The organism is Ursidibacter sp. B-7004-1 (genome assembly GCF_053654055.1).
The window spans coordinates 121,575-137,257 of record NZ_JBSIUP010000002.1; the positions used below are offsets into that span (position 1 = coordinate 121,575).

Sequence of the window (15,683 nt, forward strand, 5' to 3'; positions counted from 1 at the left end):
GAATAAAAGGACAAAAAATGGAATATCAATTTACTCATACAATGCATGGTGTTGTGGCTAAGTGTTCAATGGATCACGAAGCTTTCGCACGTTGGCTAAACATTGAAATCTCAAATAATCCCAAAGAACTACAAGATATTTTTACTGAAATTGCTAAATGCCATATTGCACCAAATTATGAAGCTATTTTTGAAGGCAAAGAATATACGCTCTATTTAAGTGCCGATGAAGTAATGGCAAAAGCAAATAATCTGGATATGGCATTTGATGATTTAGATGAAATGGAAGAAGGGTTTAATTTCTATAATGAAGAAAGCATTGCTTTTTGTGGATTAGAAGACTTTGAAGCCTTTTTGCAGGCTTATCAACGGTTTGTGAATACATTACATTAGCACTCTTTGTTGAAAATAACCTTCACTATTTTGAATTTTCTCCCTCCCAACAAAAGGGAGAGAGAAGTAGGAATGAAATCCCTAAAAAATTCTCGTCAGCTTAAGTGCAAGAATTAATCATTACCATTGGAAGCGTACGCCAACTTGAGCTGTGTAATTTTCTCTACCATTTCGATGGCTAAAGACTTTGTTACTCCCGCCTAATGCTCGGCTATATTTTGCTTCTCCATATAACGCTAAGGTTTGGGCTTTATTTAATGTCACATTTGCTCCTAATGCAACATCAAACTGGGTCGCATTATAACGCTCGGTTACACTGCTCTGCCCAATCTTCACTGTTGTTTTCGCTGGCGTTAAATCTTGAACCAAATTAGCTGATACATAGAATTGACCATTTGTTACTCGAGCCCCTAAACGACCCTGTACACTTAAACTATCATCGGCTTTTACTTTACGGACACCATCATTTACACTGCCCAATGTAAGATACAGAGCTTTTAATTGTACTTGTGGTTCAATTCGCCATTGTGGGCTTAATGAATAAGAACGACCTACTTCAACGCTCACGCCTGCCCCAAAACCACTTTGGCGAGCTGTTTGTGTGCTAAAGTACTTATTCTCTAACCACGACAAATTCGCCACAAAATCTAAGTAGCTATTGTCGTTAGCATAATAAGTATGGTAAGCCCCTAAAGAAAATGCTTTCGTTTTACCTTTACCAACGCCTTTCTCTGCGGTTATTACTCCATTTTCAGCTCGATATTTGTCATAAAATTGATTATTCGCCCAGCTATGGCTAAACATCAAACCCTGATGAGCATAACCTGAGGCAAATTCTTTAATTGCAACATCTTGACCCACTTGCACTAAACCTTGGTGGCTATCTACACCAAAACGGTTTTTACCTTGTAGAGTGCCTTCAGTAAAACGGGTTCTTCCCCAACTATTTAAGCTACGCTCTGATTTACCCGCATTTTGTAATTGCTGTTCACCAACACGTTCGTGTAAACGACCTAACTGTGCTAAACCAATTTCTCGGTTGATAAAGTTGGTTTGCACATAGCCCGACACCGTTTTAGCATAAATACTCGGAGCCGTAGTTTGTGGCATTGCTGAATTTGGCTGAGGAACCACAGGGGGTGGTTGTACTGGTTGATTTGGTTGTGGTACCGCTGGGCTTGGTTGTACTGGTTGATTTGGTTGTGGTACCGCTGGGCTTGGTTGCACAGGAGATGGTTGTGGTACGACTGGTGTTGCTGGTTGTGGCATTACTGGAGCGACTTGTGCATTTAACACCCAAGTATATTCCGTTGCACTACCGTTTTCTCGACGAGCAAGTTGGGCTTCTTCAGCACCTTGTGTATTAGCAGTTCCTGTAAAGACTACTTTTCCTTCATCGCCTTGTTCAACAATAACAATAGGTTTCGACCAACCGCCATTTTTTTCGACACTGCTACGAATAACATCGCCAGCAATGACATCTTTCACCTCAACTTTTGTAGTACCAGACGCTTTACCTTTAATAATTAGCTGATCATTTTCTTGCACATCGGGGTTATTCCATTTGCTATCCACTCGCAGTTTTGAGTTTTCACCGCCTACATAATCACCATATAGGGTTAAGGTTTGTGCAGGATCACTACTGCCTTCAGTAAGGTCAATAAGATTGTTATTTACCGTTTGGTTGAATTTTACATCTACAGAAGAAATTGTAGGATCTAGGGATAAAGTGCCGTTGTTTGTTAATAAGTTACCATTCTTAACACCAAGACCGTGAGAATATAACAATCTATGTTCTATACCAGCAAAACCACCAACTAAAATCACTTTGCCTTTTTCCTTTATGGTAAACTTATCAAATTCTGTTACATCTAAGTAATCTTTAGGGCGTGTAGAATAACCAAAATCCCCCCCAGTTTTTACTTCTTGATTAATTTGAATATGACTCTTTTTGAGCGGAGAATTTCCCCAGAGGAGAATAGCATGCAATTTACTGATATCCGTATTTTCTAACTCAATTATTACATTATCAGTATACAACTCAATCTGTCCGTCTAGTTTGCCAGCTAAGGATTTTAAGTGAAATGTCCCTTTTCCATCTTGATGAAGGTGTCCCAATATTTCTCCCCTATTTTCAATAAACATATATTCTACATCAGAACCGGATATTATATAGGCAGAACCGTCAATCACTCCACTATTTTTAAAAGTGGCTGATTTAGCCCTTGTAAACATAACATTCGTAGAACCATGATTTATCATTTTACCTTTATTTTCAATATAATATGTTGCATTACCTAACATTGAAGATATGGATATTCCACTATAGGTTCCTCCAGCAATATCAATAATTCCATTATTTTTTAACTCAAAATATTCACTAACCAAGGTAGTTTCTGGATTAGGACCAAACTCGTTTGTTCGCCCTTTTAGCATACCATTATTTTCTACTTTAATTGATTTAGTACCTTCGTGCGTATGCCATAATCGAAGTATGCCATTTTCAATATGAGCAGAATTAACAATATCAAAATGCTCAAATTGACTATTGTTAGGAGAATAAAACTCTGAAGTATAGACTTTGTCCTTATCATTTGCAGAAACAATTACTTTAACTGTTTTAGCAGTTATATCTTCTGTAATCTGACTGGTACAACCATCACCACAGCTATTAGTTGTTGTTATGGGATTTGCATAAAGTGATTGGGTTTGAAGGGAAAGAAGTGTGGTGGCAACGATTTTCGCTGCAAGAGATAATTTCGATGTGTTCATAACAACACATCCTTTTTGTTCAGTGCTTGCTTGCTTGCTTGCTTGCTTGCTTGCTTGCTTGCTTGCTTGCTTGCTTGCTTGCTTGCTTGCTTGCTAGAAAGTGTAAATTCATAAAAGTAAACTACCTAATAAAATAAAAAATATAAATAACTTTTTGCACCTAACTAAAATAGATCAGACTTAGGTGCGGAGATATTATAATTCAACTGTAAAAAAAATTACATTTAATTTAAGAGAACGAAAAACTAAATCCGATAATATATCGAATTTAGCCCAGATTATTGACAAAGCCATTTTGCGTAGGATGGGCTTTAGCCCATCACAGTTTATTGACAAAGTGTTTTCATTCGGACGCCAAGCGTGGCGTCCCTACAAAGAAAAACTATAACCAATTGAAAAATAAACATTTTATTTTTTCGTGTAGAGACGCCACGCTTGGCGTCCACTCATTAAATCAACAAATTAAGGTTTGTCATCAGTCTGGGATGGGCTTTAGCCCATCATTTTGTCACTTATTGATTTTAAATATGATGGGCTGAAGCCCATCCTACAAATCTTATGTTTTTGAGGTTTGTTAGCGGTCTGAGCTAAACCCGATAATATATCGAATTTAGCTTTAAACTTATTTTAAAAATCCAATTAAAGCAGTAATTGCACCTAAGTTAATTAAATCCACAAAGAATGCACCAACAAGCGGTACGATTAAGAATGCTTTATGCGAAGGTCCAAAAGTTTCAGTAACAGATTGCATATTTGCCACTGCTGTTGGTGTTGCTCCTAATCCGAAGCCACAATGCCCTGCGGACAATACCGCCGCATCATAATTTTTACCCATTACACGATAAGTCACGAAATAAGCATATAAGATCATTACCACAGTTTGAACTAACAAGATAATGAGCATTGAACTTGCTAAACCTGATAATTCCCATAATTTAATACTCATTAACGCAATCGCTAGGAATAAACTCAATGAAGCGTTACCAAATACGTCAATCGCACGATCAAACATATCAAATTTGAACACAAGGGTTAAGACATTACGCAATACCACCCCAAAGCCTAACGCCCAAACAAATTGTGGTAATCCGCTATTTGGGAATAAATCTTTCATTACTGAAGAAAAGGCTAAACAAGCAGCAAATAACGCTGTTGTTTCAATCACTGAAGTTGCGGTAATTAAGCGGACATTATCAATATCTTCAAAAGTATCACCACCATATTTCTCAGTAGAGTCTACTTTTGCTGATTGCGGTTTAACTGGGGAAATTTTCATATTATTAACTAAACGGCGAGCCACTGGACCACCGATTAAACCACCAGCCACTAAACCAAATGTAGCAGATGCCATCGCCATTTCTACTGCACCAGTAATATTATATTTTTCTGCAAAAATAGCCCCCCAAGTTGCTCCTGTACCGTGACCACCTGTCAAGGTGATTGAACCTGTAATCAGCCCCATTAATGGATCAAGTCCTAATGCTGTTGCTAAAGTCACACCGACCGCATTTTGAATCAGTATAAAAATACTCACCACAATTAAGAAAACTACCAATGGTTTACCGCCTTGTTTCAATCGAGAGAAATCGGCTGAAAGTCCAATTGATGAGAAGAAAACAAGCATAAATGCTGTTTGTAATGAAGATTCAAATTGAAAAGTAATCCCTAAGAAGTGATAACAACAGAAAATACCAAATGCAACAATCAACCCACCTGCAACGGCTTCGGGTATATTGAAATCTTGTAAAAATTTAATTTTACTAACTAAAACACGTCCAATTAACAACACGATAGTTGCTGCGATGAGTGTATGATATCCATTTAATACAATAGATTGCATAATGCCTTCCTATAACTTATATTGATGAAAGCGAATGATTCTATAAGAATTACTAATACCTGTCAAAATCCCCCTTTTAGCAAGTAAAAAATCTCTATAATCTGACCGCTTGTTTTCTCATTTCTTTGAGTTAGATCGCATTTTTTATCATTTAGGTTTGTTAGAATAACCTCGGTTTATTTTTGATTGTGAGGCTATATGAGCGAAATTGCATTAACTGTTAGCCTATTATCTCTAGTCGCTGTATTAGGGCTATGGATTGGGCATATTAAAGTTCGAGGTGTTAGTCTAGGCATAGGGGGCGTATTATTTGGAGGGATAATCGTTTCTCACTTTATGACACAATTTGGGATAAAACTCGACCCACATACTCTTCATTTTATCCAAGAATTTGGACTTATCTTATTTGTTTATACCATTGGTATTCAAGTCGGTCCTGGGTTCTTTGCATCACTTCGACATTCAGGACTTAAATTAAATGGCTTTGCCCTATTGATTGTAGCGATTAGTGGTCTGCTAGTTGTTCTATTACATAAGTTATTTGATGTACCACTTCCTGTTATTTTAGGTATTTTCTCTGGAGCAGTAACCAATACCCCATCACTTGGGGCTGGGCAACAAGTATTATCCGAATTAGGCAGTGATACTACCGTAATGGGTATGGGTTATGCTATTGCTTATCCATTCGGTATTGTTGGGATTTTACTCGCAATGTGGGTTGTTCGTATTCTATTCAAAATAAATGTAGATAAAGAAGCTGACGACTTTGAACGTACACAGAATAGTAAAAAAGAGGGATTAAGCACCTTAAATGTTCGGGTCACCAATCCTAACCTTAATGGTTTAACATTAAAACAATTCCCTGATTTTGATTTACACGATGTGGTTTATTCCCGCTTGAAACGAGGTGAAGATCTCTTTGTGCCTAAAGTTGATACACAGATTTATGTAGGCGATATTCTGCATATGGTAGGCGAAAAATCAGTACTGAATAAAATGCACTTAATTATTGGGGAAATGGTCGATACATCAGTTTCTACGAAAGGGACACACTTTCGTAGTGAACGAGCTGTTGTAACCAATGAGAAAGTTTTTGGTAAAAAAATTCGCCAACTAATGCTGAAAGGTAAATATGATGTAGTAATTTCTCGTCTTAATCGTGCGGGGATAGAACTTATCCCTACGGGTGAAATGACGCTACAATTTGGTGATGTCTTAAATTTAGTTGGTCGCCAAGAAGATATTGAAGCAGTAATGGCAATTATCGGTAATGCACAACAAAAATTGCAACAAGTGCAAATGTTACCAATCTTTATTGGTATTGGGCTAGGCGTTCTACTTGGTTCTATCCCAATCTATATTCCTGGCTTTCCTGTTGCACTTAAATTAGGCTTAGCAGGTGGTCCATTAGTGGTAGCTTTGATTTTAGCTAGAATTGGAAGTATTCGTAAACTCTATTGGTTTATGCCCCCAAGTGCCAACCTTGCACTACGAGAAATTGGTATTGTACTGTTTCTTGCTGTTGTCGGATGGAAAGCTGGTGGTAATTTCTTAAATACCTTACTCAGTAATGATGGTTTAGCTTGGATCGGCTATGGTGCTTTGATTACGTTTATTCCGTTAATTGTGACAGGGGTTATCGCTCGTATTTATGGTAAGTTAAATTACCTTACACTCTGTGGATTACTTGCAGGTTCAATGACTGATCCTCCAGCTCTCGCATTTGCAAATGCAATCAAAGAAGGCAATGGGGCAGCTGCACTCTCTTATGCCACAGTCTATCCATTAGTGATGTTCTGCCGAATTATTTTGCCACAATTACTGGCAATACTATTGTGGAGTGTGGGTTAGAAAGGTTTGAACTGTTTTATAAAATAGGACGCCGCATTTGAACTGCTCCTAAAACTAAAAGTTAGACTAAACAGCTAACTCATTAAGGTTCAGATCATTCGGTGTCCTTTTACTTAAGTGTTAGCAGAGAAATCTCTACTTAAATTTGGAAAATGCGACTTTGCCCACTTGGCATTTCCACTGCGATTTTAAGTTTTCCACCCATTGTTTCCACATAACGTTTTAATGTAGAGAGTTTTAATTCACTCCCCCTTTGCTCAATTTGAGCCACTGCTGGCTGAGAAATACCAAGAGCTTGAGCAATATCTTTCTGGGAAAGTTCGAGTTCTTCTCTAAGTTGAGCAAGACGTAGTTCAACCAATAATTCTTCTGTTCGTTCTTTTATTTTAGCTTGGCGTTCCGTTGGAATGGTAGCCATTAGCTCATCTAATGTAGTATATTTTTTCATTGTTATTGCTCAAATAGCCACATATTAAAACACTCTGTTGTAATCACAGTCCATTGTTGAATATTCATACGCCGCAATATAAGTTAAAGATTATATCATTGTATAACCTTTAGCTTATTTGTCAATAAACTCTAACCTTAACAAAATGAATTTTGACAGACCGCTGACAAACCTCAATTTGTTGTATTCAATAAACGGACGCCAGCGTGGCGTCCCTACACAACAAAATAAAACCTGTTATTTTTCAATTAGTTATAACTTTTCTTGTAGGGACGCCACGCTGGCGTCCGAATGAAAAAAGACTTTGTCAATAATCTGACAAAATGAATTTTGACCTTCGGTAGGTTATTGCAGAAAATCTGCAAAAATCCTACCACCTAATACTCCACTCTTTTTATCTAGTACTTTTTACTCAGCCGTATTACTCGATACTTCTAGAATGGTAGCATTACTTAAACACAGCCCAAACTGGTGCGTGGTCTGACGGTTTTTCCATTGTGCGAATTTCAAGGTCGATACCTGCTTCAACACATCTTTCCGCCAAAGACTGTGTAGCTAGCACCAAATCAATGCGTAAGCCACGATTATCTTCAATCCCTTTTGAGCGATAATCAAACCACGAGAATTTATCGTCTGCATTTGGGTGCATTGCTCGGAAGGTATCGACTAAACCATAAGAATGTAAACGCCCAAGCCATTCACGCTCTTCAGGCAAAAATGAACATTTACCATCACGCAACCAGCGTTTACGATTTTGCTCACCGATACCAATATCCAAATCGGTTGGGCTGATGTTCATATCTCCCATTATAATAATTGGGTTTTCTGGTTTTAATTCTGTTTCTAAATAGTGCTGTAAATCTGCATAGAATTTTTCTTTTGCAGGGAATTTTGTTTCGTGGCTACGGTTTTCGCCTTGTGGGAAATAACCATTTAACACCGTTAATACCCCAAATGGCGTTTCAATATCTGCCATAATCATTCGCTTTTGAGCATCAGCATCATCTGTTGGAAAGCCTTTTCTCACAGCAAGTGGCTTTTCTTTGGTCAGTAACGCTACGCCATAATGCCCTTTTTGCCCGTAATGGAATACGTGATACCCCAAATGTGAAACTAAATCATAAGGGAAATCTTCATCTGCGACTTTAATTTCTTGTAAACCGATAACGTCAGGTTGATGTTTTGCAATCAGTGCTTCTAACTGGTGTGGTCTGGCTCGCAAGCCATTGATATTAAATGAGATAAATTTCATTATTTGTCCTTTTCCGACTGTGTAAAGCGGTCTGTTTTAGTGATTTTTTTACAAAGAGTTTACTCTACTGCTTTAAAATTGATGATTCCATTTTCCGTATAATCATTTACATCATCTTCATCTTGCACTATTGGGGTCGTTGGAATTTCTGCTTTATCGAAAGCAATATCCCCTTCAATGCCCTCAAGTACAACACCACGCTGAATATTTTTGAAATCAAACAATTTAGGATCACATAAATGAGAAGGGGTTACATTCTGTAAGGCACTAAACATTGTTTCAATTCTACCAGGATATTGACGATCCCACATTTGTAGCATTTCTTTAACGACCTGACGCTGTAAATTTGGTTGAGAACCGCATAAATTACAAGGAATAATTGGAAATGCTTTAGCTTGTGCATATTTTTCAATATCTTTTTCTTTACAGTACGCTAGAGGGCGAATCACAATTTGTTTGCCATCATCACTCATCAATTTAGGCGGCATACTTTTTAATTTTCCGCCATAGAACATATTGAGAAACAAGGTTTCTAGCATATCATCACGATGATGTCCTAATGCGATTTTAGTCGCACCAAGTTCTGTGGCAGTACGGTATAAGATCCCTCTACGCAAGCGAGAACAAAGCGAACAAGTAGTCTTCCCTTCGGGGATTTTCTCTTTCACAATGCCATAGGTATTTTCTTCGACAATTTTATATTCCACCCCGATGCTATTGAGGTATTCAGGCAAAATATGTTCAGGAAACCCCGGTTGTTTTTGGTCTAAATTCACTGCAACAACATCAAAATGAATAGGTGCGTTGATTTTTAAATTCAGCAAAATATCCAGTAGTGTATAGCTATCTTTACCGCCCGATAAACAAACCATTACCTTATCGCCATCTTCGATCATATTAAAATCAGCAATTGCATTGCCAACATTACGGCGTAAACGTTTTTGTAATTTATTTAAGTTATATGCAATTTTTTTCTCTTTTTGCGTGTTTTGTTGCGACTCTTGGTTCATAATGTGAAAAATTTTATGTTGAGATACTCATAATTTGAAAAGCTCAACATAGTAAACGTTTCGTAGGCTTTTTCAAGTTTTTCACTCATTTAGGATAGAATAATGACAACTCAACGTATAATTATTGGGATTAGTGGTGCAAGTGGCTTTCAATATGGCTTTAAAGCCCTGCAATTATTAAACCAAATTCCCTATATTGAAACGCATTTGGTGATGTCTAAAGGGGCGGAACTCACTCGCCAATATGAAACGCAGATTTCCGCCGAATCAGTGCTTGAGCTAGCTGACGTAGTTCATCACAGTGAAAATGTTGCTGCCAGTATTTCAAGCGGTTCATTCAAAACATTAGGAATGTTAGTTGCTCCTTGTTCAATGCGAACTTTAGCTTCCATCGCTCACAGCTTTAGCGATAACTTGCTCTCTCGTGCGGCTGATGTCGTCTTAAAAGAACGCAGAAAACTCGTTTTAATGGTTCGAGAAACCCCATTACACCTTACCCATTTAGATAATATGCGAAAAGTAACTGAAATGGGTGGGATTATTTTCCCCCCTGTACCTGCTTTATATCATCAACCACAAAGTGTCGATGAGATCATTACTCATAGTGTTAGTCGAGCATTAGATCAGTTTGATTTATCCATTGAAATGCCCCGTTGGGAAGGAAAATAAACCAAATTAGGTGCAAATTATGCAAAAAATCCCACCGCTTGTTACGGAATTTATCCAACAACAGCATATTGTTAGTTTAGCTAGCCAACATTTAGGGGAAATTTGGTGTGCAAACTGTTTTTATGTGTTTGATGAAGAACTTGTTCGTTTGATTATTTTGACTAATCAAACTACACAACACGGAAAATTGATGTTAGCGAATCCCCAAATTGCAGGCACGATTAGTCATCATACCGAGAATATTCGAGAAATCGAAGGTATTCAATTTAGGGCAACAGCTCAACTGTTAGATGATAAATTAGAAAAGCAACAAGCAATTTTAGCTTATACCGCTAAATTCCCCGTTGCTAAATTGATGAAAAGTGATGTGTGGGAAATCCGCCTAGATTTTATCAAACACACCACAAATAAATTGATGTTTGCTCAAAAAACAATTTGGCAGAGAGAATTTACCTAAGGGTTATTCGCAATAATAACTGCTCGTTTAGGTGCTGGATAGCCTTCGATTGTTTTAGAATGGTCGTTCGGGTCTAAAAAGTCGATTAAAGACTCATTTTCTAACCAATCAGTTTTGCGTTGTTCTTCCAATGTTGTTACTGCTTCATCAACACAACGTACATTTTTAAAGCCAACTTTTTCCAGCCAATTGATTAATGCTGGCACAGACGGAATAAAATAGACATTTTTCATTTTGGCATAGCGGTCTGCTGGCACAAGCACATCATTCACATCACCATCGATCACTAACGTTTCTAACACCAATTCCCCACCTTTTACGAGTTGATTTTTAAGCTGTGAAAGATGGTCTAAGGGCGATTTGCGATGATATAGAACGCCCATTGAGAATACGGTATCAAAAGCGTGTAGCGGTTGCATTTGTTCTATGCCGAGTGGAATTAAATTTGCTCGTCTATCATTATTTAGCAGTTTTCTGACGGCTTCAAACTGGCATAAAAATAGTTCTGTTGGGTCGATCCCAACTACCATTTTTGCACCTTCACCTACCATTCGCCACATATGGTAGCCACTTCCACAACCAACGTCTAAAATAGTGCGGTCTTTGAGTGATGATAAATGGGGTAAAACCCTATCCCATTTAAAATCAGAACGCCACTCACAGTCGATATGTACACCATATAAATGATATGGGCCTTTACGCCAAGGCATAAGTTGCTTGAGATGATAAACTAAGCGTTGAGTTTCCCCTTCACTTAATGGTGAGGCTAGTTTTGCTTCAACCTTTTCTCGCAAATCAATTTCAGCGAGATAATCGGGTAAAAAATTGACGATTTTTGCCCATTTTGCATAATCACCGTGAGTCTGTTTTTCCCATTGTTTAAGCTGTAAAGGTAAGGTTTCAAGCCAAGCTGAAAGTGAAGTGGTGGCAATTTGTTGATAAAAAGGGCGAAAATCAATCATAAATCTCTAAAATAATGTATATAAAGGAATAAAAGCGGTGAAATTCTAGCGAAAATTTGCAAATCCTGCAAAATAAAAAAGGCTAGTTTATTCACTAGCCAAAATAAAATTAAAGTAAGATTGTTCCATCACATCTACTCGCGATAAAACCTTTCCATTGTAAAAAAAAAATGAATGCAATAAAATTTACAAAGAATACAAATGACTATTTCAACAAGGAAATAATATGTAAACACAGAAAGCTCTTTAATACATAAGGTATTTTGCATACAAAAAAGGCTAGTTTATGACTAGCCAAGTGTTATTTGCATTAGGAATTTTACCTATAATAATTAGAATTTGGTAAAACTTACCTATTGTAAAAAAAAAAAAAAAATGATTGCAATAAACTTTACAAAAGTTAATGCCCAAAGGCATTCAGATTAAATATATTAGTGGAAATATTAATGATTTTCTAAAAAATAAAGGATAAATTAAAGATAAAAAAAGGGCTAGTGGTAAATTAGCCCTAAAGTTTTTTATGAATAAATTTTTATGATGTCCCACATCCCATAAACAAATCTAAGATTGCGAAACTTCTCTAGTGTAAAAAAAAAAAAAATGAATGCAACTAAATTTACATAAAATCAAAAAAATATTTTATACCGTACGAATAAGTCCTTCTTGTTGGTAACTCACCAGTAATTTACCCGTTTTATCAAACACTTCACCACGAGTAAGCCCCCTAGCCCCAAAAGCATTAGGGCTTGTGAGTGAGAAAAATAACCCTTCATTCCAATTTATCGGGCGGTGAAACCAAATACTGTGGTCAATGGTAGCAATTTTTAGCCCTTGTTGCATAAAGCCACACTCGTGGGGGTGTAACATCGTTAAAATACAGTGAAAATCACTGAAATAAGCCAATAAACATTGATGTAGCCGATAATTATCTACGGGAACAACCCCGTTTGTTTTTACCCAAAGTTCTTGCTTCGCTGGGAGTTTATGCCCATTAAAAGGGTCATTAGGATATTTTATTCGCACATCAAATGGGCGTTCTGCTGAAAATTTTTCTCTCAATGGTGAAGGTAACATCAACGCTAAAGACTGAATTAAATCATTTTCTGAATAAAAACTTTCAACATCAAAATGTGGCATTATGAGTTGATGGTCAAAACCACTTTCTTGATTCTGAAAAGATGCCATTACCCGACAAATAATCTCATTATGCTGTTTGGCATTGATTGTGACTAAAGTGAAATTATTACCTTCTCGCAAAATTTCTGTTTCATAGATAATAGGGTATGCAGCATCGCCCGCTCTGATAAAATAAGTGTGGCAAGAATGTAGTTCTCTCCCATTTTCCACCACTTGCATTGCTGCCATTAACGATTGGGCAACAACTTGTCCGCCAAATACTTGAGGGAAGCCCAAATCTTCACTTTCTCCACGAAAAAGCCCATCATCTAAACGCTCTAACGTTAATAGTTGAATAAGATGTGAAAGTGCCGATTGTATTGTTGATTCGGACATAGTAACTCCTAATATGTCAATAATAGAGAAATATAGTTAATGTTAATGTAAGCGGTTTTAGGCATTTTTGCAAAAAATTAACGCAATCAAACCGCTTATTTTGCTTTTTGCTTGTATTTGTAAAGATAAAAACCTATAATCCAAACCCTTACATCACAAGATGTAATCCAATGGGGTATTTTTGGTTCCTCGCAATAGTGTTCAGTTTACTTGGTCAGGTTCGGAAGAAAGCAGCCAGAATTGAAATTTCTGTGTGCCGAGATTTAGCTGAAAATACCCCACCTTTTTCTCATTATTTAATAGATTCTCCGTTCTTCCTGATTAAACATTTTTTTCTCTCCTTTGCCATATAAACTTTGGTAGTAATAATCATAAGCCAGTACATTTTGTACATAGCCTCTCGTTTCTAAAAATGGAATTGTTGCAATAAATTCGTCCATTGCCAATTTGCCGTCTGCACGTTGTAACCATCTCCCTACTCGGCTTGCTCCCGCATTGTAAGCAGCCGCAATTAAAATACGATTATTTGGGTATTTTTCATTTAATTCAGCTAAATGTGCTGTACCTAACATAATATTCTGAAAAGGCTCGAATAGTTCTCTCTCATTACTATATGGTAGCTCTGCATTATTCGCTGTTGCTTTCGCAGTACTTGGCAACAACTGCATTAAGCCCATCGCATTGGCGTGAGAGCGAGCCTGAAAATTCCACGCACTTTCTTGTCTGGCAATCGCCATTGCAAAACTTTGTGGAATTTTTTTATTCGCTAAATGGATCTCAAACCAATCAGCATAAGCATTTGGCAAACGTAGGTTAATGTAATCCCACGCTTTAGCTTGAATCGTGCCTTCCACTGCCAAATCAAACCACTCTTGTTGAGTAGCATACTGTGTTAATGCAAGTTTTTCGTCAAAACTCACCGCTTTAAGTAGCTCTACCCACGCTAGTTTCGCTGAACCAAAGCGTGCTAACTCTCGCAATTCCGCAATACGAGCTAAAGGTGCTTTGAATGTAGCATACTGTGTTTCAGTAAGGCTTGGATTAGTCGGTAACGTTAATTTGTAAGGTTGATTTAGCTGATTAGCCGCTAACATTGGGTAGAACCCACGCTCTTGGGCTAATTTTTCAAACAGTATTTGTTGTTCTTGACTAGGCTCTGTTTTTGCTTGCCAATAACGCCACTCTTGTTTGTTTTTAGTATCATTAGACAACAAGGCTAACCAAGGCTTTAACTCTGCTTTTTGTAGAATAGCTAGACGTAAACGGCGTTCAGTTAAACTATCCACCTTGAGCTCTTGCAACTGCTCATCTCGCCAAAGTTGGAAAATAGGATCATTATGATCAAATAAGCGGCTAATAAAACTTACCTTCCATTCTTTTAGTTCATCAATAGTAAGTTGATATTTTTCTGCCCATTGTTGATACATTTCGAAACTAGGTTGTTCTTGTTGCTCTGATAATGTGCGAATAAATTTAGGGAAATGAGCAAGTACAATGGTTTTATTCCACTGTTCAAGCGGTTGATTTTGCATAAAAATTGGCAAGTAACTGACATTATCGAGCAGATTCTTAACATCGTTAAACCAGCTTGATAATTCTTGCTTTGAATAATTTAAAGATAAATATGCTAAGCCTTGTTTTGCATTTTGCTTAAATAATCCGACCGCTTGGCTCTTAATTTTTTCATCGGTTAAAAAACCTTGATCTCGCCAAAAAGAGGCTATTCCATTACATTCCGAAGGAAGTTTGTCATTATTCTTCCAATAGTTTGGATCAATTTCAGGGCTATTTACCCAAAATTCATCGAATTTCTGTAATAACTGGGTTAATTCGGGTGAATTGGAACTGCTATTTGTTGCCTGATCAGCCTCTGGGTTTGGTGAAATTCTCTCTGCCAATAACTGATATTGTGCAGAGAATACTCGGCAGTGGTTTTGTAGTGTTGTTGCTGGATTATGCTCTGCATACGCAATCAGTTCTGCCAATTTTTGTTGTTGGTAATAATGCTCAAAAATATTTTGTGAAAGTTGATTACGTTTCGCAATTTCAGGGTATCTTTGGCTAAATTGAATAGTCCAATCAATTTGATTTTGACCATTATTTGCACTATCACTTAACATTTTGGCTTTGAAGAAAAGCCAATCTATCTCTTCCTGTAACGGATAACTTTTATCCACCAATTTTTCAGCGAGAGCCAATGTTTGTGCTGATACTTTGCCCTGTTTAATCGCAGCTTGTAATAACGATTCAAAAATCAAAAAATTTTCACGCTGTTTGTGTAATTGTTTTTGTTGAATTTGCTGCTCGGCTAACCATTGTTGTTTATCTTGTGCGATTTTTTCTGGAGCTGAGACCTGATTTACATTCGCCGCCATTGCAATGGCTGATGTTAGCCATAATGCTAGAAATGTTTTTTGCCACATTATTTTATCCTCTCTACAACTATTGAGTAGTCTTAGAATACAAAAACCGCTTGAAGTTGCTCCAAGCGGTCTGTTTTATACAATTTTTTGCAAAT

At 37.2% G+C, this 15,683-nt stretch carries 12 protein-coding genes and 1 other RNA gene; 5 read left to right on the forward strand and 8 right to left on the reverse strand.

The features are described from left to right. Window positions 1-17: 17 nt before the first annotated feature. On the forward strand, window positions 18-392 hold the full coding sequence (locus ACWIW0_RS01410) for a UPF0231 family protein (protein ID WP_454446274.1): 375 nt from the start codon (window positions 18-20) through the stop codon (window positions 390-392). A gap of 120 nt (window positions 393-512) precedes the next feature. Here the strand turns inward: ACWIW0_RS01410 and ACWIW0_RS01415 are convergent, their stop codons facing one another. Continuing rightward, window positions 513-3,164, reverse strand: a complete 2,652-nt coding sequence (locus ACWIW0_RS01415; protein WP_454451895.1) for an autotransporter outer membrane beta-barrel domain-containing protein — start codon at window positions 3,162-3,164, stop codon at window positions 513-515. Window positions 3,165-3,786: 622 nt separating this feature from the next. Beyond that, window positions 3,787-5,004 (reverse strand): sodium/glutamate symporter, encoded by a 1,218-nt coding sequence (gene gltS / locus ACWIW0_RS01420; protein WP_454451896.1) that lies wholly within the window; start codon window positions 5,002-5,004, stop codon window positions 3,787-3,789. A gap of 198 nt (window positions 5,005-5,202) precedes the next feature. Between gltS and ACWIW0_RS01425 the strand changes: the two genes are divergently transcribed. Next, window positions 5,203-6,855, forward strand: coding sequence for a putative transporter (locus tag ACWIW0_RS01425; RefSeq protein ID WP_454451897.1), 1,653 nt, complete (start codon window positions 5,203-5,205; stop codon window positions 6,853-6,855). 139 nt (window positions 6,856-6,994) lie between these two features. Here the strand turns inward: ACWIW0_RS01425 and ACWIW0_RS01430 are convergent, their stop codons facing one another. The 3 genes from ACWIW0_RS01430 to ttcA form a co-directional block, all read right to left on the reverse strand. Continuing rightward, the gene (locus ACWIW0_RS01430; RefSeq protein ID WP_454451898.1) at window positions 6,995-7,303 is read right to left on the reverse strand and encodes a helix-turn-helix domain-containing protein; all 309 of its coding nucleotides are present in this window, start codon (window positions 7,301-7,303) and stop codon (window positions 6,995-6,997) included. Between the two features lie 448 nt (window positions 7,304-7,751). Beyond that, window positions 7,752-8,555, reverse strand: coding sequence for an exodeoxyribonuclease III (gene xthA / locus ACWIW0_RS01435; RefSeq protein ID WP_454451899.1), 804 nt, complete (start codon window positions 8,553-8,555; stop codon window positions 7,752-7,754). Between the two features lie 59 nt (window positions 8,556-8,614). Continuing rightward, on the reverse strand, window positions 8,615-9,565 hold the full coding sequence (ttcA, locus tag ACWIW0_RS01440; protein ID WP_454451900.1) for a tRNA 2-thiocytidine(32) synthetase TtcA: 951 nt from the start codon (window positions 9,563-9,565) through the stop codon (window positions 8,615-8,617). A 102-nt stretch (window positions 9,566-9,667) separates the two neighbouring features. Between ttcA and ACWIW0_RS01445 the strand changes: the two genes are divergently transcribed. Together ACWIW0_RS01445 and ACWIW0_RS01450 are read left to right on the forward strand one after the other, a co-directional pair. After that, complete coding sequence (locus ACWIW0_RS01445) at window positions 9,668-10,234, forward strand: UbiX family flavin prenyltransferase (protein ID WP_454451901.1); 567 nt, start codon at window positions 9,668-9,670, stop codon at window positions 10,232-10,234. A gap of 19 nt (window positions 10,235-10,253) precedes the next feature. Beyond that, entirely contained in the window at window positions 10,254-10,691 is a 438-nt protein-coding gene (locus ACWIW0_RS01450) for a hypothetical protein (protein WP_454446045.1), read from the forward strand. On the opposite strand, the gene cmoB is transcribed toward ACWIW0_RS01450, so the two are convergent. Together cmoB and ACWIW0_RS01460 are read right to left on the reverse strand one after the other, a co-directional pair. Next, complete coding sequence (gene cmoB, locus ACWIW0_RS01455; protein WP_454451902.1) at window positions 10,688-11,653, reverse strand: tRNA 5-methoxyuridine(34)/uridine 5-oxyacetic acid(34) synthase CmoB; 966 nt, start codon at window positions 11,651-11,653, stop codon at window positions 10,688-10,690. The genes ACWIW0_RS01450 and cmoB overlap by 4 nt on opposite strands. Before the next feature lie 639 nt (window positions 11,654-12,292). Then, a complete protein-coding gene (locus ACWIW0_RS01460; protein ID WP_454451903.1) occupies window positions 12,293-13,165 on the reverse strand; it encodes an acyl-CoA thioesterase domain-containing protein in 873 nt (290 codons plus the stop codon). A gap of 179 nt (window positions 13,166-13,344) precedes the next feature. Between ACWIW0_RS01460 and ffs the strand changes: the two genes are divergently transcribed. Continuing rightward, window positions 13,345-13,441: signal recognition particle sRNA small type (gene ffs / locus ACWIW0_RS01465), an RNA gene on the forward strand. 20 nt (window positions 13,442-13,461) lie between these two features. Here the strand turns inward: ffs and ACWIW0_RS01470 are convergent. Beyond that, on the reverse strand, window positions 13,462-15,588 hold the full coding sequence (locus ACWIW0_RS01470; protein WP_454451904.1) for a transglycosylase SLT domain-containing protein: 2,127 nt from the start codon (window positions 15,586-15,588) through the stop codon (window positions 13,462-13,464). Between the last annotated feature and the right edge of the window lie 95 nt (window positions 15,589-15,683).

What these genes read in the sequence shown, in the direction of transcription:
- ACWIW0_RS01430 (WP_454451898.1), bottom strand. Translation starts at nt 7,303, where the DNA reads ATGAAAAAATATACTACATTAGATGAGCTAATGGCTACCATTCCAACG.
- ACWIW0_RS01410 (WP_454446274.1), top strand. Translation starts at nt 18, where the DNA reads ATGGAATATCAATTTACTCATACAATGCATGGTGTTGTGGCTAAGTGT.
- ACWIW0_RS01470 (WP_454451904.1), bottom strand. Translation starts at nt 15,588, where the DNA reads ATGTGGCAAAAAACATTTCTAGCATTATGGCTAACATCAGCCATTGCA.
- ACWIW0_RS01425 (WP_454451897.1), top strand. Translation starts at nt 5,203, where the DNA reads ATGAGCGAAATTGCATTAACTGTTAGCCTATTATCTCTAGTCGCTGTA.
- gltS (WP_454451896.1), bottom strand. Translation starts at nt 5,004, where the DNA reads ATGCAATCTATTGTATTAAATGGATATCATACACTCATCGCAGCAACT.
- ACWIW0_RS01450 (WP_454446045.1), top strand. Translation starts at nt 10,254, where the DNA reads ATGCAAAAAATCCCACCGCTTGTTACGGAATTTATCCAACAACAGCAT.
- xthA (WP_454451899.1), bottom strand. Translation starts at nt 8,555, where the DNA reads ATGAAATTTATCTCATTTAATATCAATGGCTTGCGAGCCAGACCACAC.
- ACWIW0_RS01415 (WP_454451895.1), bottom strand. Translation starts at nt 3,164, where the DNA reads ATGAACACATCGAAATTATCTCTTGCAGCGAAAATCGTTGCCACCACA.
- cmoB (WP_454451902.1), bottom strand. Translation starts at nt 11,653, where the DNA reads ATGATTGATTTTCGCCCTTTTTATCAACAAATTGCCACCACTTCACTT.
- ACWIW0_RS01460 (WP_454451903.1), bottom strand. Translation starts at nt 13,165, where the DNA reads ATGTCCGAATCAACAATACAATCGGCACTTTCACATCTTATTCAACTA.
- ACWIW0_RS01445 (WP_454451901.1), top strand. Translation starts at nt 9,668, where the DNA reads ATGACAACTCAACGTATAATTATTGGGATTAGTGGTGCAAGTGGCTTT.
- ttcA (WP_454451900.1), bottom strand. Translation starts at nt 9,565, where the DNA reads ATGAACCAAGAGTCGCAACAAAACACGCAAAAAGAGAAAAAAATTGCA.